General features: G+C 58.6%; 22 protein-coding genes and 4 tRNA genes. 12 read left to right on the top strand and 14 right to left on the bottom strand.

The annotated features are described in order from the left end of the window. Positions 1-419: 419 nt before the first annotated feature. Positions 420-1,133, bottom strand: coding sequence for a UTRA domain-containing protein (locus ACA071_RS08905; protein ID WP_497643993.1), 714 nt, complete (start codon positions 1,131-1,133; stop codon positions 420-422). A 361-nt stretch (positions 1,134-1,494) separates the two neighbouring features. On the opposite strand from ACA071_RS08905, the gene ACA071_RS08900 reads away from it, so the two are divergent. The 6 genes from ACA071_RS08900 to ACA071_RS08875 all read left to right on the top strand — a co-directional run bounded on the left by ACA071_RS08900 (position 1,495) and on the right by ACA071_RS08875 (position 6,880). Beyond that, positions 1,495-2,562 (top strand): ABC transporter substrate-binding protein, encoded by a 1,068-nt coding sequence (locus tag ACA071_RS08900; protein ID WP_497643992.1) that lies wholly within the window; start codon positions 1,495-1,497, stop codon positions 2,560-2,562. Between the two features lie 126 nt (positions 2,563-2,688). Then, entirely contained in the window at positions 2,689-3,495 is an 807-nt protein-coding gene (locus ACA071_RS08895) for an alkaline phosphatase family protein (protein WP_497643991.1), read from the top strand. Next, a complete protein-coding gene (locus tag ACA071_RS08890) occupies positions 3,492-4,337 on the top strand; it encodes an ABC transporter permease (RefSeq protein WP_427630022.1) in 846 nt (281 codons plus the stop codon). The genes ACA071_RS08895 and ACA071_RS08890 overlap by 4 nt, the downstream gene beginning before the upstream one ends. Further along, positions 4,324-5,124 carry an ABC transporter permease gene (locus ACA071_RS08885; protein ID WP_054049589.1) on the top strand — a complete coding sequence of 267 codons (801 nt, stop codon included), beginning with the start codon at positions 4,324-4,326 and terminating at the stop codon, positions 5,122-5,124. The genes ACA071_RS08890 and ACA071_RS08885 overlap by 14 nt, the downstream gene beginning before the upstream one ends. After that, a complete protein-coding gene (locus tag ACA071_RS08880; RefSeq protein WP_427630025.1) occupies positions 5,121-6,110 on the top strand; it encodes an ABC transporter ATP-binding protein in 990 nt (329 codons plus the stop codon). Before ACA071_RS08885 ends, ACA071_RS08880 begins: the two co-directional genes overlap by 4 nt. Positions 6,111-6,226: 116 nt before the next feature. After that, positions 6,227-6,880, top strand: a complete 654-nt coding sequence (locus tag ACA071_RS08875; protein ID WP_497643990.1) for an HAD family hydrolase — start codon at positions 6,227-6,229, stop codon at positions 6,878-6,880. Between the two features lie 163 nt (positions 6,881-7,043). On the opposite strand, the gene ACA071_RS08870 is transcribed toward ACA071_RS08875, so the two are convergent. Further along, complete coding sequence (locus tag ACA071_RS08870; RefSeq protein ID WP_497643989.1) at positions 7,044-8,006, bottom strand: zinc-binding dehydrogenase; 963 nt, start codon at positions 8,004-8,006, stop codon at positions 7,044-7,046. A 140-nt stretch (positions 8,007-8,146) separates the two neighbouring features. On the opposite strand from ACA071_RS08870, the gene ACA071_RS08865 reads away from it, so the two are divergent. Continuing rightward, positions 8,147-10,228 (top strand): carboxy terminal-processing peptidase, encoded by a 2,082-nt coding sequence (locus ACA071_RS08865; RefSeq protein ID WP_497643987.1) that lies wholly within the window; start codon positions 8,147-8,149, stop codon positions 10,226-10,228. A gap of 120 nt (positions 10,229-10,348) precedes the next feature. After that, entirely contained in the window at positions 10,349-12,139 is a 1,791-nt protein-coding gene (locus ACA071_RS08860; protein WP_497643986.1) for a bifunctional diguanylate cyclase/phosphodiesterase, read from the top strand. A 143-nt stretch (positions 12,140-12,282) separates the two neighbouring features. Here ACA071_RS08860 and ACA071_RS08855 read toward each other — a convergent pair whose 3' ends face one another. Next, positions 12,283-12,606 (bottom strand): hypothetical protein, encoded by a 324-nt coding sequence (locus tag ACA071_RS08855; protein WP_497643985.1) that lies wholly within the window; start codon positions 12,604-12,606, stop codon positions 12,283-12,285. A 489-nt stretch (positions 12,607-13,095) separates the two neighbouring features. On the opposite strand from ACA071_RS08855, the gene ACA071_RS08850 reads away from it, so the two are divergent. Then, positions 13,096-13,560 carry a hypothetical protein gene (locus tag ACA071_RS08850; protein ID WP_497643984.1) on the top strand — a complete coding sequence of 155 codons (465 nt, stop codon included), beginning with the start codon at positions 13,096-13,098 and terminating at the stop codon, positions 13,558-13,560. Positions 13,561-14,194: 634 nt separating this feature from the next. Here ACA071_RS08850 and ACA071_RS08845 read toward each other — a convergent pair. The 7 genes from ACA071_RS08845 to bamJ form a co-directional block, all read right to left on the bottom strand. Next, entirely contained in the window at positions 14,195-15,232 is a 1,038-nt protein-coding gene (locus ACA071_RS08845) for an alpha/beta hydrolase family protein (protein WP_497643983.1), read from the bottom strand. 204 nt (positions 15,233-15,436) lie between these two features. After that, positions 15,437-16,981, bottom strand: a complete 1,545-nt coding sequence (locus ACA071_RS08840; protein WP_497643982.1) for a methyltransferase regulatory domain-containing protein — start codon at positions 16,979-16,981, stop codon at positions 15,437-15,439. A gap of 140 nt (positions 16,982-17,121) precedes the next feature. Beyond that, positions 17,122-17,529: an SEL1-like repeat protein gene (locus ACA071_RS08835; protein ID WP_497643981.1), complete on the bottom strand. Its 408-nt coding sequence runs from the start codon at positions 17,527-17,529 to the stop codon at positions 17,122-17,124. Next, entirely contained in the window at positions 17,530-17,901 is a 372-nt protein-coding gene (locus ACA071_RS08830; RefSeq protein WP_003223109.1) for a hypothetical protein, read from the bottom strand. Continuing rightward, the gene (locus ACA071_RS08825) at positions 17,898-18,239 is read right to left on the bottom strand and encodes a helix-turn-helix domain-containing protein (protein WP_497643980.1); all 342 of its coding nucleotides are present in this window, start codon (positions 18,237-18,239) and stop codon (positions 17,898-17,900) included. Before ACA071_RS08825 ends, ACA071_RS08830 begins: the two co-directional genes overlap by 4 nt. Positions 18,240-18,353: 114 nt before the next feature. Further along, on the bottom strand, positions 18,354-18,809 hold the full coding sequence (locus ACA071_RS08820) for a YkvA family protein (RefSeq protein ID WP_497643979.1): 456 nt from the start codon (positions 18,807-18,809) through the stop codon (positions 18,354-18,356). Between the two features lie 297 nt (positions 18,810-19,106). Continuing rightward, positions 19,107-19,820, bottom strand: coding sequence for a BamJ family beta-barrel-assembly machinery protein (gene bamJ, locus ACA071_RS08815; protein ID WP_169370926.1), 714 nt, complete (start codon positions 19,818-19,820; stop codon positions 19,107-19,109). A 271-nt stretch (positions 19,821-20,091) separates the two neighbouring features. Between bamJ and ACA071_RS08810 the strand changes: the two genes are divergently transcribed. Both ACA071_RS08810 and ACA071_RS08805 read left to right on the top strand, forming a co-directional pair. Further along, positions 20,092-21,900: a di-heme-cytochrome C peroxidase gene (locus ACA071_RS08810; protein ID WP_497643978.1), complete on the top strand. Its 1,809-nt coding sequence runs from the start codon at positions 20,092-20,094 to the stop codon at positions 21,898-21,900. 28 nt (positions 21,901-21,928) lie between these two features. Beyond that, positions 21,929-23,068, top strand: a complete 1,140-nt coding sequence (locus ACA071_RS08805) for a catalase family protein (protein ID WP_497643977.1) — start codon at positions 21,929-21,931, stop codon at positions 23,066-23,068. A gap of 245 nt (positions 23,069-23,313) precedes the next feature. Here ACA071_RS08805 and ACA071_RS08800 read toward each other — a convergent pair. From ACA071_RS08800 to ACA071_RS08785, 4 genes are all read right to left on the bottom strand, one after another. Continuing rightward, a tRNA-Asp gene (locus ACA071_RS08800) sits at positions 23,314-23,390 on the bottom strand. A gap of 18 nt (positions 23,391-23,408) precedes the next feature. Then, positions 23,409-23,484 (bottom strand) — tRNA-Val (locus ACA071_RS08795). A gap of 187 nt (positions 23,485-23,671) precedes the next feature. After that, a tRNA-Asp gene (locus tag ACA071_RS08790) sits at positions 23,672-23,748 on the bottom strand. Between the two features lie 19 nt (positions 23,749-23,767). After that, positions 23,768-23,843, bottom strand: a tRNA-Val gene (locus ACA071_RS08785). A gap of 159 nt (positions 23,844-24,002) precedes the next feature. On the opposite strand from ACA071_RS08785, the gene rdgC reads away from it, so the two are divergent. After that, positions 24,003-24,923: a recombination-associated protein RdgC gene (gene rdgC, locus ACA071_RS08780; RefSeq protein ID WP_123510650.1), complete on the top strand. Its 921-nt coding sequence runs from the start codon at positions 24,003-24,005 to the stop codon at positions 24,921-24,923. The last annotated feature ends 120 nt before the right edge of the window (positions 24,924-25,043 follow it).

The following is a 25,043-nucleotide window of genomic DNA, read 5'->3' as shown; positions in this document are numbered from 1 at the left end:
AGGCAAGCCTCGCTCCTACAGAAAACAGAAGCAAAGCGGCTTACACCACGCCGCTCCTCACCACTCATTAGGCCGAGCGTTAGCTCGCCTGCTCTTGATCTTGCTTTGCCCGCCCCTTCGGGAGGCTGAGAGGAGGTGTTCATCTGGGGGGAGGCGCGAAGCGCCGTTCGACGAAGTCGAACACATCGAGAGGAGGTCGAAGCGAAGCCGACCGGAGGCGATGCCCCCAGATGAATACCGGAACGAAGGAACGCCGAGCCTAAGCGAGGGGCCGGACGCTCGGGGCGAGACCTTTGGTTCCTTTGGGGCGTTTGCCAAAGGGACTCGCCGTAAGGGCGAAACCGCCAGCCGCCGTAACCGCAAAAACGGATATGTACTCCCCCCCCCAAAAAACCTGGTCGGCCCGCAGGCCGCCAAGGTCAAACCACATCAACCCCAACATGAATCGCATCGTGGCGCCAAAACTCCATATCACAATCGATCAACCGCTCATGCTGATCATAATTAACCCGGGCAATTCGCAACCCAGGACTCCCCACCGACACCCGCAACGCCGCCGCCGCATCCACCGACAATGACGTCGGCACAATCTCAAACCGCACCCGCCCATAGTGCAAATCGTAGTGCCGTGCATACAGCTCAGTAATCGACTGATTCAAATCAAACTCCAGAATCCCCGGGAAATATTGCGGATTCAGGTAGTGCTCCACATACAACACCAGCCGCCCATCAATCCGCCGCGCACGGCAAATCTGGATCACGCTGGACAACGCTGGCAACTGCAACCACGCACACACCGCCGCCGATGCCGGCTGCAAACGCGCCGAAATCACCTCCGTCGACGGCACCCGCCCCTGGGCACTGACCATCGCGTGAAAGTGACTGCGCTGCATCAGGTTGTAGGCCAGGCGCGGCGGCGAGACGAACCAGCCACGGCGTTCCTCGCGATAAATCTGTCCCTGCGCTTCCAACTGTAACAACGCCTCACGCACGGTAATCCGCGTCGTACCAAACAACTCACTGAGCTTGCGCTCGGCCGGCAACTTGCTGCCAGCCGCCAGCAGGCCGTGGTCGAGCTGCTCCTGCAGCACCTGGCCAATGGCTGTCACCGCTTTTGTTGCCTCATCACGCATCAACGTTACCTATCTGGACTAGACCAGCACTGTTTCGGGGCAGAACCGCACGCGAAAACCGGCTCCTTTAAACATTCTGCAAGCCTAGGCAGTGCAGATGACTGAGAGATGACAGCTGCCCAACGGTCATCCCGAACAACGGTGAAAACCTTGCAATACATCGGCCAAGTCCCTTGCCCTGCGGGCCTTTAACCATGGTCTACGCTTACCGGGCACCCGCCAATTCCGGGCAAATAAAAGTCCTGTAGGGCGACCAGCGACATGAAAGTGTCATGCAGTCCCCTTAAATTGGCTCAGGTATTGCTGACCTAGACCAACACAACCGCAATCGCAGCGTTGAAAACGCCCAAAGGAGCTTCGGATGAAACAGCTTTTCCTGGCATCACTGTTAGGCTCGACTATTGCCATGTGCACCGCCGCCATGGCTGCTGATACGGATTTGAAAACTCTGGAAGCCGCTGCGAAAGCGGAAGGCGCCGTCAACAGCGTCGGTATGCCCGATGACTGGGCCAACTGGAAAGGCACTTGGGAAGACCTGGCCAAGAACTACGGCCTGAAACACATCGACACCGACATGAGCTCGGCCCAGGAAATCGCCAAGTTCGCTGCTGAAAAAGACAACGCCAGTGCCGACATCGGCGACGTCGGTGCCGCCTTCGGCCCGATCGCGGTCAAGCAAGGCGTGGTGCAACCGTACAAACCCACCACCTGGGCACAAGTCCCGGACTGGGCGAAAGACAAGGACGGTAACTGGGCCCTGGCCTACACCGGCACCATCGCGTTCATCGTCAACAAGAAGCTGCTGCACGGTTCTGAAGCCCCAACCAAATGGGCTGACCTCAAGAACGGCAAATATAAAGTCTCCATCGGTGACGTGAGCACCGCCGCCCAAGCCGCCAACGGTGTACTGGCCGCGGCGCTGGCCAACGGTGGCGATGAGAAGAACCTGCAACCGGCGCTGCTGCTGTTCGCCGACATCGCCAAGCAAGGTCGTCTGTCGATGGCCAACCCGACCATCGCCACCATGGAAAAAGGCGAAATCGAAGTCGGCGTGGTCTGGGACTTCAACGGCCTGAGCTACAAAGCCAAGATGGCCAACCCGGATGACTACGTCGTGCTGATTCCATCCGATGGCTCGGTGATTTCCGGCTACACCACCATCATCAACAAATACGCGAAGAACCCGAACGCCGCCAAGCTGACCCGCGAATACATCTTTAGTGACGCCGGCCAAATCAACCTGGCGCGCGGCAACGCCCGTCCGATCCGCGCCGAGCATCTGCAACTGCCCGCCGAAGTCAAAGCCAAGCTGCTGCCGAACGAGCAGTACAAAGGCGTGACCCCGATCAAGGACGCGGATGCGTGGGAGAAGACTTCCAAGGCCCTGCCGCAGAAGTGGAACGAAGAAGTCATCGTAGAAATGAAGTAATGCTTCATCTGTAGGAGCTGCCGCAGGCTGCGATCATTTGATCTGTTTTTTTAAATCAAGATCAAAAGATCGCAGCCTGCGGCAGCTCCTACACCGTTCAGTTTTGATTTCGGAGTCATCGCCCCTATGAAGCACAACGTCATCCTTGTCGTGCTCGACGGCCTCAATTACGAGGTCGCACGCCACGCCATGGGGCACCTGCAGGCTTACGTTGGCGCAGGACGCGCAGCGCTCTACAAACTGGAGTGCGAACTGCCGGCCCTGTCCCGACCTCTGTATGAATGCATCCTGACCGGCGTTACGCCGATCGACAGCGGCATCGTTCACAACAACGTCTCGCGCCTGTCCAACCAGCGCAGTATTTATCACTACGCCCGCGACGCTGGCCTGACCACCGCTGCGGCGGCTTATCACTGGGTCAGCGAGCTGTACAACCGTTCGCCGTTCGTGGCCGCCCGGGATCGCCACACCGACAACCCGGAACTGCCGATCCAGCACGCTCACTTCTACTGGAGCGATCACTACCCCGATTCGCACCTGTTCGCCGACGCGGAAAACCTGCGCCTGCGTCATGCTCCGAACTTTTTATTGATCCACCCGATGAACATCGACGACGCCGGGCACAAGCACGGCCTCGACACCGCGCAATACCGCAACAGCGCCCGCTCGGCCGACATCATCCTCGCCGATTACCTGCAAGGCTGGCTCGACGCCGGTTACCAGGTGCTGGTGACCGCCGATCACGGCATGAACAACGACCGCTCCCACAACGGCCTGTTGCCGGAGGAACGCGAAGTGCCGCTGTTCGTCCTCGGCGACGCCTTCAGCTTCAACGCCGGTGCCGCACCAAAACAGACTGAAATCTGCGGCACCGTCTGCGAACTGTTGGGTGTGGCCCACGACAAACCTGTGTGCCGGGAGCTGCTCAAGTGAATTCCATAACCCGCGGCAAATGGCTGGCAGCGCTGTGCCTGGTGCCCTTCGCACTGTTCTTTATCGTGTTCGAAATCGCCCCACTGGTCTGGGTGATGATCAACAGCCTGCAATCGGAAGAATTCGGCTGGGGCATCGAAAACTTCACCAAAATCTTCAGTTCGAAGTTCTACTTGCAGGCGATCCAGTACAGCCTTGAGATCAGTTTTTGGTCCAGCGTGTTCGGGATCATCATCGCGGTACTCGGCGCCTATTCCCTGCGCCGGGTCGATTCGAAACTGCGTAACTTCGTCAACGCGTTCGCCAACATGACCAGCAACTTCGCCGGCGTACCGTTGGCCTTCGCCTTCATCATTCTGCTGGGCTTCAACGGCAGCTTCACCATCATGCTGAAGCAGGCCGGGATCATTCAGGATTTCAACCTGTACTCGAAGACCGGGCTGATCATTCTCTACACCTACTTCCAGATTCCCCTGGGCGTGCTGCTGCTCTACCCGGCCTTCGACGCGTTACGCGAAGACTGGCGCGAGTCCGCCGAACTGCTCGGCGCCAGTGGCTGGCAATTCTGGCGCCACATCGGTTTGCCAGTGCTGACCCCGGCGCTGCTCGGCACCTTCGTGATCCTGCTGGCCAACGCCCTCGGCGCCTACGCCACGGTCTACGCCCTGACCACCGGCAACTTCAACGTGCTGCCAATCCGCATCGCGGCGATGGTTTCTGGCGACATTTCCCTCGACCCGAACCTGGCCAGTGCCTTGGCCGTGGTGCTGGTGGCGTTGATGACCCTGGTGACCATCGTGCATCAGCTGCTGTTGAAGAGGAGCTACCATGTCTCGCGCTGAATTAGGGCCTGTGGGTGTCTACCACCGGGTCGTGGTGTATCTGCTGTTTGCCATTCTGCTGCTGCCGCTTGCCGGAACGCTGATCTACTCGATTGCCAGCAGTTGGTCAGCGACCATCCTGCCCAGCGGCTTCACCTTTAAATGGTATGTGCAGCTGTGGAGTGATCCGCGCTTTCTGCATGCCTTCGGTCAGTCATTGCTGGTCTGCGTCGGCGCGCTGATTCTTTCGGTAGTGTTGATTCTGCCGCTGCTGTTCGTGGTGCATTACCACTTCCCCAAACTTGATGCGCTGATGAACATCCTGATTCTGCTGCCCTTCGCGGTGCCGCCGGTAGTGTCGTCGGTGGGGCTGCTGCAGCTGTATGGTTCCGGGCCGTTTGCCATGGTGGGGACACCGTGGATCCTGATCGGTTGCTACTTCACCGTGGCGCTGCCGTTCATGTACCGGGCGATCACCAACAACCTGCAAGCGATCAACCTGCGCGACCTGATGGACGCCGCCCAACTGCTCGGTGCCAGCACCTTTCAAGCGGCGTTCCTGGTGGTGCTGCCGAACTTGCGCAAGGGCTTGATGGTGGCGTTGCTGCTGTCCTTCTCGTTCCTGTTCGGTGAGTTCGTGTTCGCCAACATTCTCGTCGGCACCCGCTATGAAACCCTGCAGGTGTACCTCAACAACATGCGTAACAGCAGCGGCCACTTCACCAGTGCGCTGGTGATTTCCTACTTCTTCTTTGTGCTGGTTCTGACCTGGGCGGCCAATATCTTGAACAAGGACAAAAGCGAATGAGCTATGTCAGCGTCCAACATCTTCAGAAAAACTACGCGGGCACGACCGTGTTTAGCGACATCAACTGCGAAATCCAGAAAGGTGAGTTCGTCACCCTTCTCGGCCCGTCCGGTTGCGGCAAGTCCACACTGCTGCGGTGCATTGCCGGGCTGACCTCGGTGGATGGCGGCAAGATCCTGCTCGATGGCGTCGATATCGTGCCGCTGAGCCCGCAGAAACGCGGGATCGGCATGGTGTTCCAGAGCTACGCGCTGTTCCCGAACATGACCGTGGAGCAGAACGTCGCTTTCGGTTTGCGCATGCAAAAAGTCAACGCCGACGACAGCCACAAGCGCGTCGCCGAAGTGCTGAAACTGGTGGAGCTGAACGACTTCGCCGCCCGCTATCCGCATCAACTGTCCGGCGGCCAATGTCAGCGTGTCGCGCTGGCCCGCTCGCTGGTCACCCGTCCACGCTTGTTGTTGCTGGATGAACCGTTGTCGGCCCTGGATGCGCGGATTCGCAAGCACCTGCGCGAACAGATCCGTGCAATCCAGCGCGAACTTGGCCTGACCACGATCTTCGTCACACACGATCAGGAAGAAGCCCTGACCATGTCTGACCGGATTTTCCTGATGAATCAGGGAAAGATCGTACAAAGCGGGGATGCCGAGACCCTTTACACGGCGCCAGTGGATGTGTTCGCCGCCGGCTTCATCGGCAACTACAACCTGCTGGACGCCGACGCCGCCTCGAAGCTGCTGCAACGGCCGATCACCCATCGCATCGCGATTCGCCCGGAAGCCATCGAGCTGAGCCTCAATGGCGAACTCGATGCGCAGATCCGCAGCCACAGCCTGTTGGGCAACGTGATTCGCTACCGGGTCGAAGCCCGGGGCGTGGAATTGGTGGTGGATGTGCTGAACCGCTCGGCGGCCGATCTGCATCCCGATGGTCAGCGCCTGGCGCTTTCCATCGATCCGACGGCCCTGTGCGAAGTAGCATGAAAGCAGCCGCAAGCTGCAAGCGACAAGCTTCAAGTTGTAGACTGCTGACCACCTAAATCCACTTCTTGCAGCTTGAAGCTTATGGCTTGAAGCTGTTCTCGGAGAGAACCAAACTGATGGCCCTGGCAATTTTTGATCTGGACGAAACCCTGATCCACGGCGACTGCGCCACCCTCTGGAGCGAACAGATGGGCCGGCTGGGTTGGGTCGATCCCGAATCGTTCATGCGGCAGAACAACGAACTGATGGACGCCTACAGCCACGGCAAGCTGCGGATGGAGGACTACATGACCTTCAGCCTCGAGCCGATGATCGGGCGCACGCCGGAAGAGGTCGATCACCTGGTCGGCCCTTGGGTGGAAGACTTCATCGAACCGATTATCTTCAGCGATGCCACCAAAGCCATCGCCGCCCACCGCAAGGCCGGCGACCGGATCCTGGTGATCTCGGCGTCGGGCACGCACCTGGTCCGGCCGATTGCCGATCGCCTGGGCATCGACGAGATTCTCGGCATCGAACTGGAAGTGGCCCATGGTGTTTACAGCGGCCACACGGTCGGCACCCTGACCTACCGCGAAGGCAAGATCACCCGGTTGCTGGAATGGCTGGATGCTGAAGAGGAAAACCTCGAAGGCGCGAGTTTCTACTCGGACTCACGCAATGACTTGCCGTTGTTGCTGAAGGTGGACTTCCCGCACGTGGTCAACCCGGACGCTGTGTTGCTCGAACACGCCGAAAAGGCCGGCTGGCCAATCCACCTCTGGAAATAACCTCCACCTGAAGCCCGGGACGCTCCGCGTCCTTGTCTGATCGTTCCCACGCTCTGCGTGGGAATGCCTCAATGGACGCTCTGCGTCCGCTTTTGGGACGCGGAGCGTCCCGGGCTGCATTCCCACGCGGAGCGTGGGAACGATCAGCGATCAGTGACCGGGTTCAGGTCAGGCTTTCGTCAATCACCAACACCAACTTCCCCGCCACCTTGTTGCTCGCCAACTCCGCAAACGCCGCTTCGGCATCCTTGATCGCAAACGCCTTGGCCAACTGTGGCTTCAACCGCCCTTCCGCAAACAGCGGCCATACATGCTGGCTCAGATCACTGAACAGATCCGCCTTGAACTGATCGTCCCGGCTGCGCAAGGTCGAACCCAGCAGTTGCACGCGCTTGCCCAACACCTGCGCCAGATCCAGCTTCGCCTCACGGCCACCCATCAGACCGATCAGCACCCAACGACCATCGAGGGCGGTCAGCTTGAGATTCAGCGCTGCGTAATTGCCGCCCACCGGATCCAGGATCACATCAAATGGCCCCAAATCTCTCAAGCTCTCCAGATCCCCGGTGCGTACCACGCCACCCTGGGCGCCCAAGGCTTCGCAGTACGCCAAACGCTCGGCGGACCCGACGCTGACCCAACACGGGTTGCCAAACGCCTTGCACAACTGAATGGCAGCTGAACCGATTCCACTTGCTCCGGCGTGCAGCAGAACTTTCTCACCGGGTTTGAGGCCGGCCAGATGAAATAAATTTAACCAAACAGTCGCGTAGACCTCGGGTAGCGCTGCGGCCTCAGCCAGCGACAAACCTTCAGGCACCGGCAGCACATGCCGTCCGTCGACAACCACCTCTTCGGCCATCCCGCCCCCGGCCAGCAAGGCGCAGACCCGATCACCCACCTGCCAGGACGAGCCCGGACCGACCTCGCTGATCACCCCCGAACACTCAAGACCCAGCACCTGACTGGCTCCCGGAGGTGGCGGATAAAGCCCGGCTTTCTGTAACAAATCGGCGCGATTGAGGCCCGCTGCCGCCACACGGATCCGAACTTGTCCTACATCACACGTAGGACTCGGCTCTTGAACCCACTCCACTTGACCGTCAACGCCTTGCAATGCTTTCACAGTGCCTCCATAGTGAGTCTGGACTGAGCCCGTAGCTGTAGCGCCGGGCTTTCTTGCATTATGTGACCGGCCCTTTGTGGAACCGGCGACTTCAAAGACGGCCTAATATGCGTGATCAATTGTCCCCGCGTCGAATCAGCATGAAGCAACTGTTCCCCAGCACCGCCCTAGCCCTATTTATCGGTATCGGCTTGTTGCCGATGTCGAGCAATTCGTTTGCAGCCAATAGCTGGGACAATCTTCAGCCTGATCGTGACGAAGTAATCGCCAGTCTGAACGTCGTCGAACTGCTCAAGCGCCATCATTACAGCAAGCCGCCGCTCGATGACGCGCGCTCCGCGATCATCTATGACAGCTACCTCAAGCTGCTGGACCCGTCGCGCAGCTACTTCATGGCCAGCGACATTGCCGAATTCGACAAGTGGAAAACCCAGTTTGACGACTTCCTCAAAAGCGGCGACCTGAATGCCGGGTTCACCATCTACAAGCGCTACCTGGACCGCGTCAAAGCGCGTCTGGACTTTGCCCTTGCGGAGCTGAACAAGGGCGTCGACAAGATCGACTTCACCACCAAGGAAACCTTGCTGATCGATCGCAAGGATGCCCCGTGGCTCAAGTCCACCGCCGAGCTGGACGACCTGTGGCGCAAACGCGTCAAGGACGAAGTGCTGCGCCAGAAGATCTCCGGCAAGGATTCCAAGCAGATCCAGGAAACCCTGACCAAGCGCTACAAGAATCAGTTGGCGCGCCTGGACCAGACCCGTCCGGAAGACATCTTCCAGGCGTACATCAACACCTTCGCCATGTCCTACGACCCGCACACCAACTATCTGTCGCCGGATAACGCGGAAAACTTCGACATCAACATGAGCCTGTCCCTCGAGGGCATCGGCGCCGTGTTGCAGAGCGATAACGACCAGGTGAAAGTCGTGCGCCTGGTGCCGGCAGGCCCGGCTGACAAGACCAAACTGGTGGCTCCGGCCGACAAGATCATCGGCGTGGCCCAGGCCAACAAAGAGATGGTCGACGTGGTCGGCTGGCGCCTGGACGAAGTAGTCAAGCTGATCCGCGGCCCGAAAGGCACCGTGGTGCGCCTGGAAGTGATCCCGGCCAGCAATGCGCCGAACGACCAGACCAGCAAAATCGTGCCGATCACCCGCGAAGCCGTGAAGCTAGAAGATCAGGCCGTGAAGAAGTCGGTGCTCAACCTGAAACAGGATGGCAAGGACTACAAGCTCGGCGTCATCGAGATCCCGGCCTTCTACCTCGACTTCAAGGCCTTCCGTGCTGGCGATCCGGACTACAAGAGCACCACCCGCGACGTCAAGAAGCTGCTGACCGAGTTGCAGAAAGACAAGGTCGACGGCGTGGTCATCGACCTGCGCAACAACGGCGGCGGTTCCTTGCAGGAAGCCACCGAGCTGACCAGTCTGTTCATCGACAAGGGGCCGACCGTACTCGTGCGTAACGCCGATGGCCGGGTCGACGTGCTGGAAGATGAAAATCCAGGTGCGTTCTACAAAGGCCCGATGGCGTTGCTGGTCAACCGCCTGTCGGCCTCGGCTTCGGAGATTTTCGCCGGCGCCATGCAGGACTACCACCGCGCCTTGATCATCGGCGGCCAGACCTTCGGCAAAGGCACCGTGCAGACCATTCAGCCGCTGAACCATGGCGAACTGAAACTGACCCTGGCCAAGTTCTACCGGGTTTCCGGGCAGAGCACCCAGCATCAGGGCGTACTGCCGGATGTGGATTTCCCGTCGATCATCGACACCAAGGAAATCGGCGAAAGCGCACTGCCGGAAGCCATGCCATGGGACACCATCAAGGCCTCGATCAAGCCGGCAACCGACCCGTTCAAGCCTTACATCGCCGAGCTCAAATCCGAGCATGACGTGCGTTCGGCCAAAGACGCCGAGTTCGTGTTTATCCGTGACAAGCTGGCCCTGGCCCAGAAGCTGATGGAAGAAAAAACCGTCAGCCTCAATGAAGCCGATCGTCGCAAGCAACATGCGGACATCGAAGCCAAGCAACTGGTCATGGAAAACATCCGTCGCAAGGCCAAGGGCGAAGAACCGCTCAAAGAGCTGAAGAAAGAAGACGAAGATGCAATCGCGGCCGAGCCGGACAAGATCAAGCCGGAAGACGACGCCTACTTGAGCGAAACCGGGCGAGTGCTGCTGGATTACCTGAAACTGAGCAACCAGGTGGCCAAGCACTAAGATGATGGCAATTTAATGCTGACGCTCCCCGGAGCGTCATCAAACAGTCATCATTCTGTCGTGAAATGAAGGACTGGGAGCTAGCTGCTCCCAGTCCTTTTTTTATCGCCAGAGATCGCCATGACCACAACCGAACAGCTGAGTGCCTTGAGTTCAATACTGGCTCAAAGCGGTTTGCACAGCCTGTTCCAGCCAATCATCTCCCTCTCTGAACGACGAATTGTCGGCTACGAAGCCCTGAGCCGTGGCCCCTCCAACAGTCCGCTGCACTCCCCCATCGCCCTGTTCGCCGTGGCCCGTCAGGCCGGGCGTCTTAGTGAACTGGAAATCGCTTGCCGCCAGAGCGCCTGCCGACGTTTCAACGAACAGCAACTACCGGGCAAGTTGTTCCTTAACGTGTCGCCGGAATCCCTTCTCGAAACCTCGCACCAACCGGGTCGCACGCTGCAACTGCTGCAGGACTTCGGTATTCCCCCGAGTCAGGTAGTAATCGAACTCACCGAACAAACCCCGACCGATGATTTCCAGTTGCTGCAAAACGCCTTGCATCACTATAGGGCGATGGGATTTTCCATCGCGCTGGATGACTTGGGCGCAGGCTATTCGAGTTTGCGTTTGTGGTCCGAGCTGCGGCCGGACTACGTCAAGATTGATCGGCACTTCATCGACGGCATTCACCAGGACGCGCTCAAGCGTGAATTCGTCGGCTCGATCCTGCAAATCGCCAAGGCCTCCCGCGCGCAGGTGATCGCCGAAGGCATCGAGTTACCGGAAGAGCTCGCGGTATTGACCGAAATGGGTGTCGATCTGGTGCAGGGTTATTTGCTTTGCCGCCCCCAGGAACATCCGCCTCGGGACGCTCGGACGCTGATGCCCAAACAGGAAAGCACTGCGGTGGCACTGAGCGACGACAGCAGCGATCTCAGCGCCCTGCTCAACGACCAACCGGCCGTGGACCGCGAAACACCGACAGCCGAGGTGCTGGAAGCGTTCCGCCGCCAAGCCAACCTCAACTCACTGGCGGTGCTCGACGAACAAGGCCAGCCGTGTGGCATCGTCCATCGCCATTCGCTCTCCGACGCGCTGCTCAAGCCCTTTGCCACCGACCTCTTCGCCCGCAAACCCATCAGCCGCCTGATGAACGACGACTTCCTCGCCGTCGAGATGAGCCAGTCGCTGCAACAAGTCAGCCGCCTGATCACCAGCCGCGCCCGGCAACGCATCGAAGAAGACTTCATCATCACCCTAAACGGCGGCTATCTCGGATTGGGCCGGGTCATCGACGTACTCAAACTGATTACAGAACTCAAGATCCAGCAAGCCCGCTACGCCAACCCATTGACCCTGCTGCCCGGCAACGTACCGATCCAGCAATGCCTGACACGCCTGCTGCAACAAGCGCGGGAATCGGTGATCTGCTACGTGGACATCGACAGCTTCAAACCCTTCAACGACATCTACGGCTACGGCCGTGGGGATGAAGTCCTACTGTGTCTGGCGCAATGTCTGAACGACCGCGTCGACCCATCCCGCGACTTTGTCGGGCATATCGGCGGTGATGACTTTTTGCTGGTGCTCGGGCCGGAAGACTGGCGTAAACGGTTGAACCAGTTGCTGGATGATTTCCACAGCCAGTGCCGACGCTTCTATCGCGCTGAACACTTGGAAGCGGGCTGCTTCATCGCGCCCAACCGCCAAGGTATACGACAGGAATTTCCGCTGCTGTCGCTATCGATCGGCGTGGTGCATTTGCATCCGCAAGCCTGTGGACAACTCGATGCCAGCCAATTGGCGGAGATGGCATCACAGGCCAAGCATCACGCGAAGAACGTGCCGGGGTATAGCGTGCATGTGATTGATAGCCTCGCGGTGCCCGAAGCCGAAGAAACACTAATCGCCGGCCACCGCTAACCCGATCATTCCCACGCTCCGCGTGGGAATGCCTCCAGGGACGCTCCGCGTTCCAGCCCCACCCCGGCGTCCAGCCTTACACCGAAGTGACGCAGAGCGTCACGGGCTGCATTCCCACGCAGAGCGTGGGAACGATCAATACGCTACTCCGACGGCATCGCCCGCAAGCGCCGGCCAAGCACATCCAGCACATCACAGCCATCTCTCAACGGAATGGCGCACAGCAAGGCAAAGTCGCTGAGAATGAAGGATTCGCAGTCGATCGACCCACGCATGGACAGGTTCTCCAGCACTTGAGTTACCGCGCGGATTCGGTAATTGGCAGCGTCGTATAAAACATCAAGCGGCGCGCGGGTATCGACGAACAAGGTCGGCATGTCGTCGCAATTGCTAGTGAGCGCCATGAAGCGGCTTTCGGGGTGAGGGATTGGTTTTTCGTAGGGTGGATCGGGATGAAGTGTTGTCATTTTTGAAACCTTAAAAGTGTGATGAAAACTGCCATCCACCTTCCTACAGGTTAGGGTGGCAGCTATGTGCGGGGTAGGAATATCGAGACTTTTAAGGCAAAACTCGACCACACCGAAGCGTGCCCGCACACAGCCGCCACAACGAATCTTACGGACGCAATTCAACGGCCGCAATCAAGCATCGACGCCAATGTCACCTTACAAGTCTTGAGGGTTCCTACACCCTGCCGCTGAATATGCAGCGACCACCAAAGCCTACCGATCTAACTCGCCGCGCACCCGTTCACCAGAACCGCCACAACGTGAAGGAAATTTCCGAAGACCTTGCCTAGAAAATTCGCTCGATAAAAAGGCAACGGTGGTGAAAGGTTTCGCTGAAGCCAAGCTTTGATTTCCCCACTCGGTGGCCGATATCAACTCAAAGCAGCCCTTTGAATTCACTCATACTCCGTGCAAAAGCCGGGCAATCAATTATTGGACTCCAGAAAAATGAAGAGTGGCGATGCCTCACGAATACAACTTCCCGAGGGTAAATTGCTGAATTTCCTCGCTGATCTGGGCACTCTCGAATGGAGGAAATACGGTTCGCGAATAGCCCAGACCTGGAATGGTCGCGAATATGTGGAGGTTCCTGGCAAGCTACCGTGGGTGGTGTTTCGTTTCGAGCAGGAAGACGAGGCCACGATGAAACGCTTGGAGGCGGCTGTTTCAAGTTATGAAGGCCGTGAGCGCTGGCTGCTGATTGCCCATATCAGAGAGCCCCTACCCGGCACGAACTGGATGATTTGCCTCGAACGCTCCGACCTGATCGAGCTCCAGGCAGCGAATGCGAGCCTTCCAATCTGGCAGTACCTCGAACGGGTGGAGCCCGGGTTTAGGGATCTGGCATTTGAAGATTTCAATGGACTGACCGCACACGTGAAGATGTGTCTGGACCCCACCCACTCAGACTGATGGGATGCATGCCTAAGTTATGGCGCCCTGTGTCCGCTTTTGGTCGACGGCGGTAAATTCAAAGCGAACTGGAAATCGCGCTCGTGACAGATCGACTACCCAAACATGTAAAGAAGCTCCCGAATCAGCTCCAGCTCTGATTCCGTTAGCTGCACATTGTTGAACCTTCTAATGCTCTCAAGCACACCCCTTATGGGTACTTGGCGCGACGGATTCTCGACGTCCTCTATCAGCCGCTCATAATCGGGATCGCTCCCCTTTAGGTACTTCTGAATAAGATCTTTCAGAGACAAGCGGGCCTGTTGGTCGGTTAGCATTTCATTTCACCGAAAAAAAATAGCGATCTTATCCACCTGATATCGACTTTAGTGAATATCAATCGCCATCCCGCACAAGCCCACTTGCCACAAACCCCACCTCACAACCATCGCAATAAAACCCATCGACAAACTGCTCCAGCGGCGCAGGTTTCAGTTCGACAGGATCGCATTCATCAACTGCAAGTTGATCCAAACGGCGATAGCCCGCTTTTTCTTCTCCGTTTAAGCGCTTCTCTGGACTTGCTGCGCCTATCAAGATTGCCTTGGGTCTGACGTGCTGGATTGATCCACAGCGTGGGCAGGATTCCATAACGTTATGACTCAGACCGCTTCAGAAACTCGTCAATCAGCGAAGTAACCTGCTGCTGAATCACCCCACGAGCCCTCCCACCCTCCCCATCCCCACAAATAATCCCGTCACCCGGCACCTCTTCTTCAAGCATCGCCACCGCCCCAGGTTTGCACAACGCCATAAAGCTGAAGTGGCTGGCGTCGCTAATCTCGACATAGCGCTTCGAAGCTTGAGGCAGGCGCCTGGCCAAATCGGCGGATTCCAACTGCGCAGGAAGCTCTTCAGACGGCACGCCCGCTGCGATCACCAGCGTCGGCACCGGCAGCGCCGCGAGGCTTTCATCAGTCATCCCCCGTGACAGGCCCAGGTCCAATGAAACAATGGAGCTGACGCGTTTGTCGCTCAAATCGCCTGCCAGTTGGGCCTTCGAGGCGGGGGTGCCGGCGGGGTTCATCTGTTGGTAAACGCTACAACTGGCCAACTTCGGTTGGGTGCTACAGTCCTTGGCAAAGCGATCGGGGTCGAAGCGTGCGCCAGCGATTTCCAGGACGGTCCAGCCGCCGAGTGAATGGCCCACGGCTGCAATTTGGCGCTTGGCGACTGCGCCAAATTTTTCTGGCCGGGCCGTGACTGCGTCGATGGCTCGGCTCAAGTCGGCAGGTCGTTGCCATAGCTGTGCGGCGGCTTGGGGGCTGCGGTCTTTGCTGGTGCTGCCGGGGTGGTTGACCGCGACCACGATGTAGCCCTTGTGGGCCAGTGCGCTGGCCAGCCATGTCTGGTTGATCCAGTTGCCGCCGTAACCGTGGGAGAGCACCACTAATGGGTGCTCGCCGGTGGTCGGCGGTGCATTGGGCACGGCAAGGGCGCCGATGAACACGGGGTTGTCGCCGAACAACTGCGGTGTGGCGGTGGTTGTGCTGGGGTACCAGACGACCATCTCCAGCGGGCGCTCGTTTTGCGGGTCCGGCAGGGTCGAGGACTGGAAACCGATGGAGTTATCGTTGGCGAATGCGCTGGTGGTGAGGCAGGTTAGAACCAGGAGGCCGAGAGCTTTTTTCACTGTTTTATCTTCCTTGAGTAGATTGATCCATCTGTCCTGAAATCTGTTTCAGATGATCGTTCCCATGCTCTGCGTGGGAATGCCTCCTGGGACGCTCTGCGCTCCAATTACACCGCAGGTGTCGAGTCGAGTGCTGATGTGACGCGGAGCGTCACGGGCTGCATTCCCACGCGGAGCGTGGGAACGATCAGTAATTTCTGTGGGTTAAACGATGCTCAACGCCTTCAGAACCACCAGCGATTCCTCGGCAAATGCGTGCGCCTGTTCGGTCAGTTCCGCAATGTTTTCTTCCGCGGTGGTCAGCGCCTTGCCGTCCTTGAGCAGGCCTTCGCCTTGTTCGCTGATGATGCTCCAGGCCAGTTGTGCCCATTCCGCCGGGTGTTTTTTGCCTTGTTTGATCGATATCAGAAACAGTTGCTGGAAGCGGCTGATCGGCACGCCGCCGCCCGTTACCGGGCTGGCCAGGACCTGAATTTTGTTGCTGAGCAGCGAGCGTTTGCACAGTTGCAGGTTGAGTGTGCTGCAGCGGGCCTGTACCAGGTTTTCGGCCGCTTCGCTCTGGCACGGTGCCGCTGCGCTCATCCCTACCAATACGGTGATGGCCTGGACCAGGTCGTCATAAGGCATCGAAGGCACGGCCGCTGACAACTGGCGCAACGTTTTGGGTACATAGGCGTTGGCCGCCAGCGCTTCGAGTACGGGGCCGTAGATCTCGGCCTGCAGCGACGCTTCTCCTGCCGGGCCTTTGACGGTGTCGGAGACGCTTTCGGCCGGTTGCAGCAGGACGAAACGTGTATTGAGCATGCCTTGGCGGTGTTCGGAAGCGGACAGTCGGTTGGCGCCTCGCAGGTACAGATCTCGGCGGAAGCTCTGATTGACGAAGTAGTCCCGCGCTTGTTCGCGCACGATCGGATGATCGATGCCTTCCAGGAAGTCCATGCCTTCTGCGCTCAAGTTGAGCGGGTCTACCGTATCCAGTGGCACGGCCGTCGTGGCGAAGTCGAGTTTGGCAGGCGCCAGGGCATCGACCACGTCGGTGAAGTACATGCAGTTCCAGTCGCGGTTGAAGTATTCATGGGCGACGTACTGCCGATCCTGACCTTTGATGCTCTGCAGCTTAGTGTTCAGGTTCGGTGCCGCGCTGGCGTAGTTGGGGTTGGCCGCCAGCAGCGCTTCGGAGAATTGCAATGCGGCATCTATGCGCTGGTCCGGGCGTTCGGAGCGGTTTGTACCAAAACGGTCGTGCAGGCTGAACAGATGACGCAATGGCGCCTGAGGCGACCAGCCGGGGAAGCAGTTGTAGCTGATGTACAGCAGACCACCTGGCTTGAGGTGACGACGGGCGAATTCGACGATCAGTTTTTGGTTGTCGCGGCTGACCCAGGTCCAGATGCCATGCAGGCTGATGCTGTCGAATTGCGGCAAATCATGACGGGCGAGCAGTTGCTCGAAGCTGTCGTCATACAGCTTCGCATCGCTGTTCCAAGCGCTCGCAAGCGTATTGGCATGGGCGGCCTGGCCCGGATGGAAGTCGGTGCCTATCCAGGATCCTGGGTTAGCTGCGGCATGGATATTGATCGAGACGCCTTGGCCAAAACCCAATTCACAGTGATAGCCGTCGGTTGTCTCCAGACTGGCAAAACCGCGCAACAACAAGCAATAGCGCAGGAAGACTGGATTGATTTCCCGGCTATAGCTGTAGGTGTAGCCTTCGTCGGTGAAATACCCTTCGTTCCAGGCATTGCTCATGCTCGTATCCTTTTACTTCGAGAGGGAAAAGTTGCTTTTATAAGGGGTAGTCGTTGCGCGCGACAAGCGTAAAGACGCGTGCGGGTATTTTTCGTGGGCGATGGTGAGGCGCCGCGTCTGCTTGTTGAACGATCACCGGATCACTGCGAAGAACTGTCGCTCGGTAATCCTTTCAACTTGATCTCCGCCAACGGATGCCCAGCCTTCAACGCAATCCGCCAAAACCGCGCTGCTTCCACCGGGTCCGGCGCTTTGCTCGGCGTGCCCGCCAAACTGATCACACCGACCTGATACGCGGCTTTGCCATCCCCCGCCAAAGCCGCGAGGCGCAGTAATCGCACGCCCTCCTCGCGAGCGCCAAGGCCAACGCCACGAAAGGTCAGGATGTGGCCATAGAAGCTCTGAGCACCAACATCACCAAGGTTAGCCATGCGCGCAAACTGGCCCTCAAGCCATTTCCAGCCGCGTGGCTGTTTCACAAACCACGACCAGTGAAACAGCCTACGGGCCAGCCAGTAAGAGGCCCGCGCCTTGAGTCGTAAAAACACTCAGGCCTCCGCGGATTCGGGGTACTCGTATTCGAATACTCGCACCACTTCCGAGGCGTGCCACGAAGCGGCGGCGACGCCGTCTGATGGGCCGGAGAAACGCCCCAGGCGCTCGACGCATTCGAAGAAACCTGTACGCGGCAGGCGGCTGGCGCCCTGGCTGATCACCAGTGAGCTGCGCAAGGGCTGCTCGGCCTTGGCGTCCAGTGCGGCCAGATGTTCAAGGGCGGCAGTCAGGGTTTGCATGGCCGGGGTGGGCAATTGCAAACGCTCCAACAGCGCTCGGTAAGTCAGAAGATGGCGCTGGCGGCGCGCCTGGTCCAGTTCACCCAACAACCCGTCCCAATGTTGACGACTGATGCGTACGCTCACGATTCATCCCTCCATCCTGGCACCGTCAATTCCCAGGCCAGGCTGCGGCGAATCGCAGCGTCAGGAAGACGCTCGCCACTTTCGATCAAGGCCAGATAAGACGGGCTGATGCCTACCGTGCGGGCCAGCGCCTCGATGGCGATGCCCTTCCCTTCGCGCAAACTGCGGAGTTGATCCAGACCCGGAAGGATCTGGTCTGCAACGACCGTCTGACGCTCTACGGCGGCCCTTGGCGGTTGTTGCTCGATGCCTGCTGCTTTCAGTAAAGCCTGGTACTGAGCCCACGGTAGAACCGCATATTCGGGCTCGCCTTCGCGTGTGATTATCTGAATATCCATGACTTCCCCGTAGGACAACGACACTTAGCGAGTCGGCACTTTTCCCTTGAAGTGTAATCCTAACAGCGGCCAAGGTCGCGGGGGGCAAGAATCTATGGATGAGCCTGATTCGGCTCAGTCCTCTTTCGGCCCCTGAAGCTGGAGTTGTTCCGGGGTATCGGGCAGGCGTTCGACCACGGCCAGCTTCTCCGGCAACTGCCGATTGCGCCACGCGCGGAAGGCATTGAGTTCGTCGTCGAGGGTTTTCATGACCCAGGCCAGCACGGCGATATCGTCGAGCATGCCGAATACGGGGATGAAATCCGGGATGGCGTCGAGAGGACTGAGGAAGTACATCAGACCGGCCACGACCGTCAGAATCGATTTGCGGCTGATGGCCCGGTACTCGCCACGCCAGTAGGCCAGGCACAGGGCCTGCAGCAGACGCAGGTCATCCTTGAGTTTCCCCAGGCGCCCACCTTCGCTGGCACCTTTGCTGGCCACGGCGAACAGCAGGGTTGGTAGTCGACCTTTAGCCAGCAGGCGCCCGGCCAGTGGTAGGAAGCGAGCGAAATTCCAGGGTGCTTTCATCTTTTCCTCCCGCTGAAATGTTATCCACACAAATTGTGGATAACCTTGTGAACAGAGCTGCATTTCACGGCTGAAAGCCCCGTTTTATAAGGGCTCAACTCAGATCGGGCGTTTTTTACTCACATAAAAAAACCCAAGATTTCATTGACTTGGCGCCTCGGTGTGGCTAGCACGGGCGTCCTCAATGGCTATGACTCCAGCCTACAGCATCCGTTCGCTTTGTTCGCACCTGGCCAAACCCCAGATACAACAACGCCCCGCATAATGCGAGGCGTTGTTTTTTGCAGCAGACGACGCTTACTTGGCGGCGTCTTGTTTTGCTGGATCTTTGATCGCCAGCAGCTCCAGGTCGAATACCAGCACCGAGTTGGCCGGGATTGCCGGGCTTGGGCTTTGCGCGCCGTAAGCCAGGTCGCTAGGAATGTACAGCTTGTACTTCTCGCCGACGTGCATCAGTTGCAGGCCTTCGACCCAACCTGGAATCACGCCGCTGACCGGCAGATCAATCGGGCTACCGCGATCAACCGAACTGTCAAAGGTCGTGCCGTTGGTCAGCTTGCCGGTGTAGTGAACAGTCACTACGTCGGTCGGCTTAGGCTGAGGACCGTCAGCTTTTTTAACCACTTCATATTGCAGACCGGATGCAGTGGTCACTACACCGGCTTTCTTGGCGTTGTCTTCGAGGAATTTCTTGCCGGCGGATGCCGACTCTTCGCTCATTTTCGCCATGCGTTCTTCTGCACGCTTTTGCAGTGCTGCGAAGGCCTCGACCAGTTCGTCGTCCTTCAGCTTCTGTTCTTTCTTGCCGACGGCATCTTCGATGCCTTGGGCTACGGCCTTGGAATCCAGATCATCCATGCCTTCCTGAGCCAGGCTCTTGCCCATGTTCAGGCCAATCCCGTAGGAAGCTTTTTGCGCCGGGGTTTTCAGCTCTACGCTGGTCTGCGAATCACAACCCGCAAGTACCAGGCTTACCAGGGCCACCGCCGCCGCCAACCGATGCTGTTTCATGCTATTTCCTTGTTCATGCGCCTAAAGGGCAATCGAATAAAGCCGCGAGCTTATCAGGCGGCCACGACCAATGGCTACCGGCATGAGAGCAGGAATCTGCTGATAAGTTCAGGTCTTTTAAAGCATTTCGGGAATGGGCTGGGTGAAGTTTCTGTCATCTTGCTCCCACGGACGCAGATGCCGGTTCCTACAACACTTGGCGTAATGGCCACTTGCCGCCCCCTAAGAAGCTGAGGCATAAGAGAGCTACAAATCGACAAGGATGTTTATCTTGCGCCTCTTACTCCGCTTGCTGGTTCTGATCGCCATATTGCTGGGGCTTGGCCTGGCCGTGGTTCTGTACTACGTCGCCAACCCCAAACTGCCGGCCTACTCCCCTGCCCAACAGGTGCATTACCTGGAGCAGTGGAGCGCCGCCGACCGTCAGACTTACTATTTCACGCCCCAGGGCACCCAAGTCAAAGGCTTGCGTTACGAGTGGTTCGAAGCGCTTGAGTTGCCGTTCTCGCAACAGCGATTTGCCGCCCCCGAGTACCTGGCACGCTTTGGCTTCCTGATCGATCCAGCCCAGAAAGCCACACCGAACAACCCTGGCAACCTGCCGGTGGGTTTCGCTCGGCACCAGAACCCTGGCAGCCAGGATCAGTTCCTGGACATCACCTGCGCCGCCTGCCACACCGGCGAACTGCGCTTTAACGGCCAGGCCGTGCGGATCGACGGCGGCTCAGCGCAGCATGTGCTGCCATCCAGCGTTCCGACACTGCGCGGTGGCAGTTTCGGCCAGGCGCTGGTGGCCAGCCTCGCCTCGACCTACTACAACCCATGGAAATTCGAACGTTTCGCACGCAAAGTGTTGGGCGCGGACTACGACGCTCGGCATCAAGTCCTACGCAAAGACTTCAAAAGCTCACTCGATACGTTCTTGAAAGTCGCCTGGAACGACACCCATCGCGGGCTCTATCCAACCGAAGAAGGCCCCGGTCGCACCGACGCCTTCGGGCGCATCGCCAATGCCAGCTTTGGCGATGCGATTTCGCCGGATAACTATCGCGTGGCTAACGCCCCGGTGGACTATCCGCAACTGTGGGACATCTGGACCTTCGATTGGGTGCAGTGGAACGGCTCGGCGCAGCAACCGATGGCGCGCAATATCGGCGAGGCACTGGGTGTCGGCGCGACGCTGAATTTCTTCGACGCCAACGGCCAGCCGCTCAAAGGCGATGCACGCTACCCCTCAAGCGTTCGCGTTCGCGACCTGAACCTGATCGAAGAAACCCTGCAACGGCTCAAGCCGCCCGCCTGGCCGGAAGCGCTGCTGGGCAGCGTCGACAAGCCCTTAGCCGCCCAAGGACGCGCGCTGTTTGCCGAGAACTGCGCCAGTTGCCATGTACCGCGTGTGACTCCAGTCAACGGGCGAGCGGTGCAACAGCTCAAACTGCTGCCAGTCGCCGCAATCGGCACCGACCCCACCGCCGCCAACAATATCGCCGACCATCGATTCGATCTGACGGCGCTGCAATGGGATCCGGCGGAGCTCGGCCAATTGGACGTTCAGCTGCATCCCAAGCCGACCGAGCCATTGGACCTGAGCAAACTCTCGGTAGCCAAGGGGCTCGCGTACGTTACTGCGCTTGTCGAGAACCGGGCTTATCGCGAGGCCAATATCACCCCGGCAGAGCGGCCGAACCTGGATGGTTTCGGCCTGCCAATCGGTGTCCAGGAACTGCGCGCCTACAAGGCCCGGCCGCTGGCGGGCGTATGGGCGACGGCGCCGTTTCTGCACAACGGTTCGGTGCCGAGCATTTATCAGTTGCTTTCGCCCCAGGACGAACGCGCAACCACCTTCTACAAAGGCACTTTCGAGTACGACCCCCGGCACCTGGGCTATCGCACCGAAGCCTTTAGCAACGGCTTTGTGTTCGACACCCGCATCACCGGCAATCACAACAGCGGTCACGAATTCCGTGCCGGTGAGCGCGGTAACGGCGTCATCGGCCGTTTGCTGCAACCGCAGGAACGCTGGGCGTTGCTGGAATACCTGAAAGTGTTGGGTGGTCCGCTGGAAGCGCAACTGCCATGACCCCTGCCTCCATCAAAAGGACTTACTCATGCTGATCACGCTCTGGCTGCGCCTCGGCGCCTTCCTCGCCAAGACCCTGCTGTGGTTGCTGGCCCTCGGATTGCTCGGATGGGCACTCGCCACCGCGTGGTTTGCCTGGCAGCACAGCGGCGCGGTCTCCGCCGAGGAACGGATCCCGGACGGTGAATCGGCGATGACCCAGGACATCATCCAGACCGCCGTACGCATCGTCGATCAGCATCGCGAAAGCACCCGCTACCTGCGCGATGCCCACGCCAAGGCCCATGGCTGCGTGAAAGCCGAGGTCCAGGTGTTGCCGGAGCTGGCAGTGGAGCTGCGTCAAGGCGTGTTCAGCGAACCCGGCAAAACATGGCAAGCGGCCGTGCGACTGTCCAATGGCAATGCCTACCCGCAATTCGACAGCATCCGCGACGCCCGAGGCATGGCCATCAAATTGCTTGATGTGCCAGGCAAACAATTGCTGGCCGACCAGGCGGCTCGCAACGAACAAGACTTCGTAATGTTCAGCCATCCGAATTTCTTCGTCAGCGATGTCGCCGAGTACCGTCAGAATGTGGCGGCCCAGGCTGACGGCAAAACGGCGTTGGCATTCTTTCCGGGCTGGGACCCGCGCACCTGGCAGGTTCGCCACCTGTTTATCGCCTTGGCGACACTCTCCCCCGCGCCAGAAAGTCCGACCCGGACTACCTATTTCTCGGTTTCGCCCTACAAGTTTGGTGCAGATAATGCCAAGTTCCGCGTCATGCCCGACCCGGAAAGCTGCCCGGCCTACGTCCTGCCCAAGCAAAATCAGGACCTGCCGAACTTCCTGCGCAATGCGCTGAACCAACAGTTGTCGACCGACCGGGTACCGGCGTGTTTCGTCTTGCAGATCCAGCGCCAGGATGCGAACAAATACATGCCCATCGAAGACACCAGCATCGAGTGGAGCGAAAGCGACGCACCTTTTGTAACCGTGGCGCGGATCAACGTCCCCGCGCAGGATTTCGACACCCCGGCGCTGAATCTGCAATGCGACAATCAGTCGTTCAACCCGTGGTTTGGGTTGGAGGCGCATCGGCCGATTGGTGGGATTAATCGGCTACGTAAGGCGGTGTACGAAGCAGTGAGTGATTACCGACACAGCCGCAACGCCGAGCAGCAGTAGACAGCACACCTTTGTAGCGGCTGGCGAAGCCTGCGTCCGGCTGCGCAGCAGTCGTGAATTCAGACACCGCAGTGTGTCAGGCAGAGCTCGCACTCAGGTTTACGACTGCTTCTCAGCCGAACGCAGGCTTCGCCAGCGGCTACAAGGTCACCGTACGGCTTGCCAAATTCCGGACAGCAAAAAGCCCGCATTAAGCGGGCTTTCTGTGTGGTGACCTGGCGTTCAGCGTTCCAGGTTACCGAATATGGCGCAGCGGACGGGACTCGAACCCGCGACCCCCGGCGTGACAGGCCGGTATTCTAACCGACTGAACTACCGCTGCGCGTAGCATTGAAAGTAATGGTGGGTGATGACGGGATCGAACCGCCGACATTCTGCTTGTAAGGCAGACGCTCTCCCAGCTGAGCTAATCACCCAGTACCTTCGTTACGGGGCGCATTATGCCACAGGTTTTCGTAAAGTGTTGATTTAATTGATAAATTTATCAAAAAATCTGAAAACCGGTGAAATCACACGTCCCGCAGAAACAACAGACAGAAAAAAACCCGCGTTAGCGGGCTTTTCCGTGGTGACCTGGCGTTCAGCATTCCAGGTTACCGAATATGGCGCAGCGGACGGGACTCGAACCCGCGACCCCCGGCGTGACAGGCCGGTATTCTAACCGACTGAACTACCGCTGCGCGTAACACTAAGAACGAATGGTGGGTGATGACGGGATCGAACCGCCGACATTCTGCTTGTAAGGCAGACGCTCTCCCAGCTGAGCTAATCACCCTTCGCTTCGGTGTGGCGCGCATTCTACGGAGCACCCCCACCTCTGGCAAGCACTTTTTTAATTAATTTATTCAGGCCTTCCAAAGGCTTAGAGAAGGGTTGGCCTATGGCGCCGCGAAGAGAATAATGCCCCCCTTTGTATAAAGGAGAGACTTGCCCCATGTGGTTCAAAAACCTGCTTATCTATCGCCTGACCCAAGATCTGCCTTTTGATGCCGAGGCGTTGGAAACTGCACTGGCGACCAAACTGGCCCGTCCATGTGCAAGCCAGGAGTTGACCACCTACGGTTTCGTCGCGCCATTCGGCAAAGGCGAAGATGCTCCACTGGCGCACGTCAGCGGTGATTTCCTGCTGATCGCCGCCCGTAAAGAAGAACGCATTCTGCCGGGCAGCGTCGTGCGTGATGCGGTGAAGGAAAAGGTCGAAGAGATCGAAGCCACGCAAATGCGCAAGGTCTATAAAAAGGAACGCGACCAGATCAAGGATGAAATCATCCTGGCCTTCCTGCCGCGTGCCTTTATCCGTCGCTCGTCGACTTTCGCTGCCATCGCGCCAAAACAAGGCCTGATCCTGGTCAACTCGGCCAGCCCGAAACGCGCCGAAGACCTGCTGTCGACCCTGCGTGAAGTGATCGGCTCGCTGCCGGTACGTCCGCTGACCGTAAAAATGGCCCCGACAGCCACCATGACCGACTGGGTCAAGACCCAGAAAGCTGCGGACGACTTCTTTGTGCTGGACGAGTGCGAACTGCGCGACACCCACGAAGACGGCGGTATCGTGCGTTGCAAGCGTCAAGACCTGACCAGCGACGAAATCCAGCTGCACCTGAGCACCGGCAAAGTGGTCACTCAGCTGTCCCTGGCGTGGCAGGACAAGTTGTCGTTCATGCTCGACGACAAAATGACCGTCAAGCGCCTGAAGTTCGAAGACTTGCTGCAGGATCAGGCGGAACAGGACGGCGGCGACGAAGCCCTGGGCCAACTGGACGCCAGCTTCACCCTGATGATGCTGACCTTCGGCGACTTCCTGCCGGCGCTGGTTGAGGCGTTGGGTGGGGAAGAGACTCCGCAGGGCATCTGACCGCCTTGAAGGGCGCCCGCCTTGACTGGCAGGCGCCTGTAAAAAAGATCGCAGCCTTCGGCAGCGCCTACGGGAAACGCATTCCAAAGTAGGCGCTGCCGAAGGCTGCGATCTTTTTAC

This window comes from Pseudomonas sp. LBUM1646 (assembly GCF_059716165.1).
This window is presented reverse-complemented; position numbering and strand designations above follow the sequence as displayed.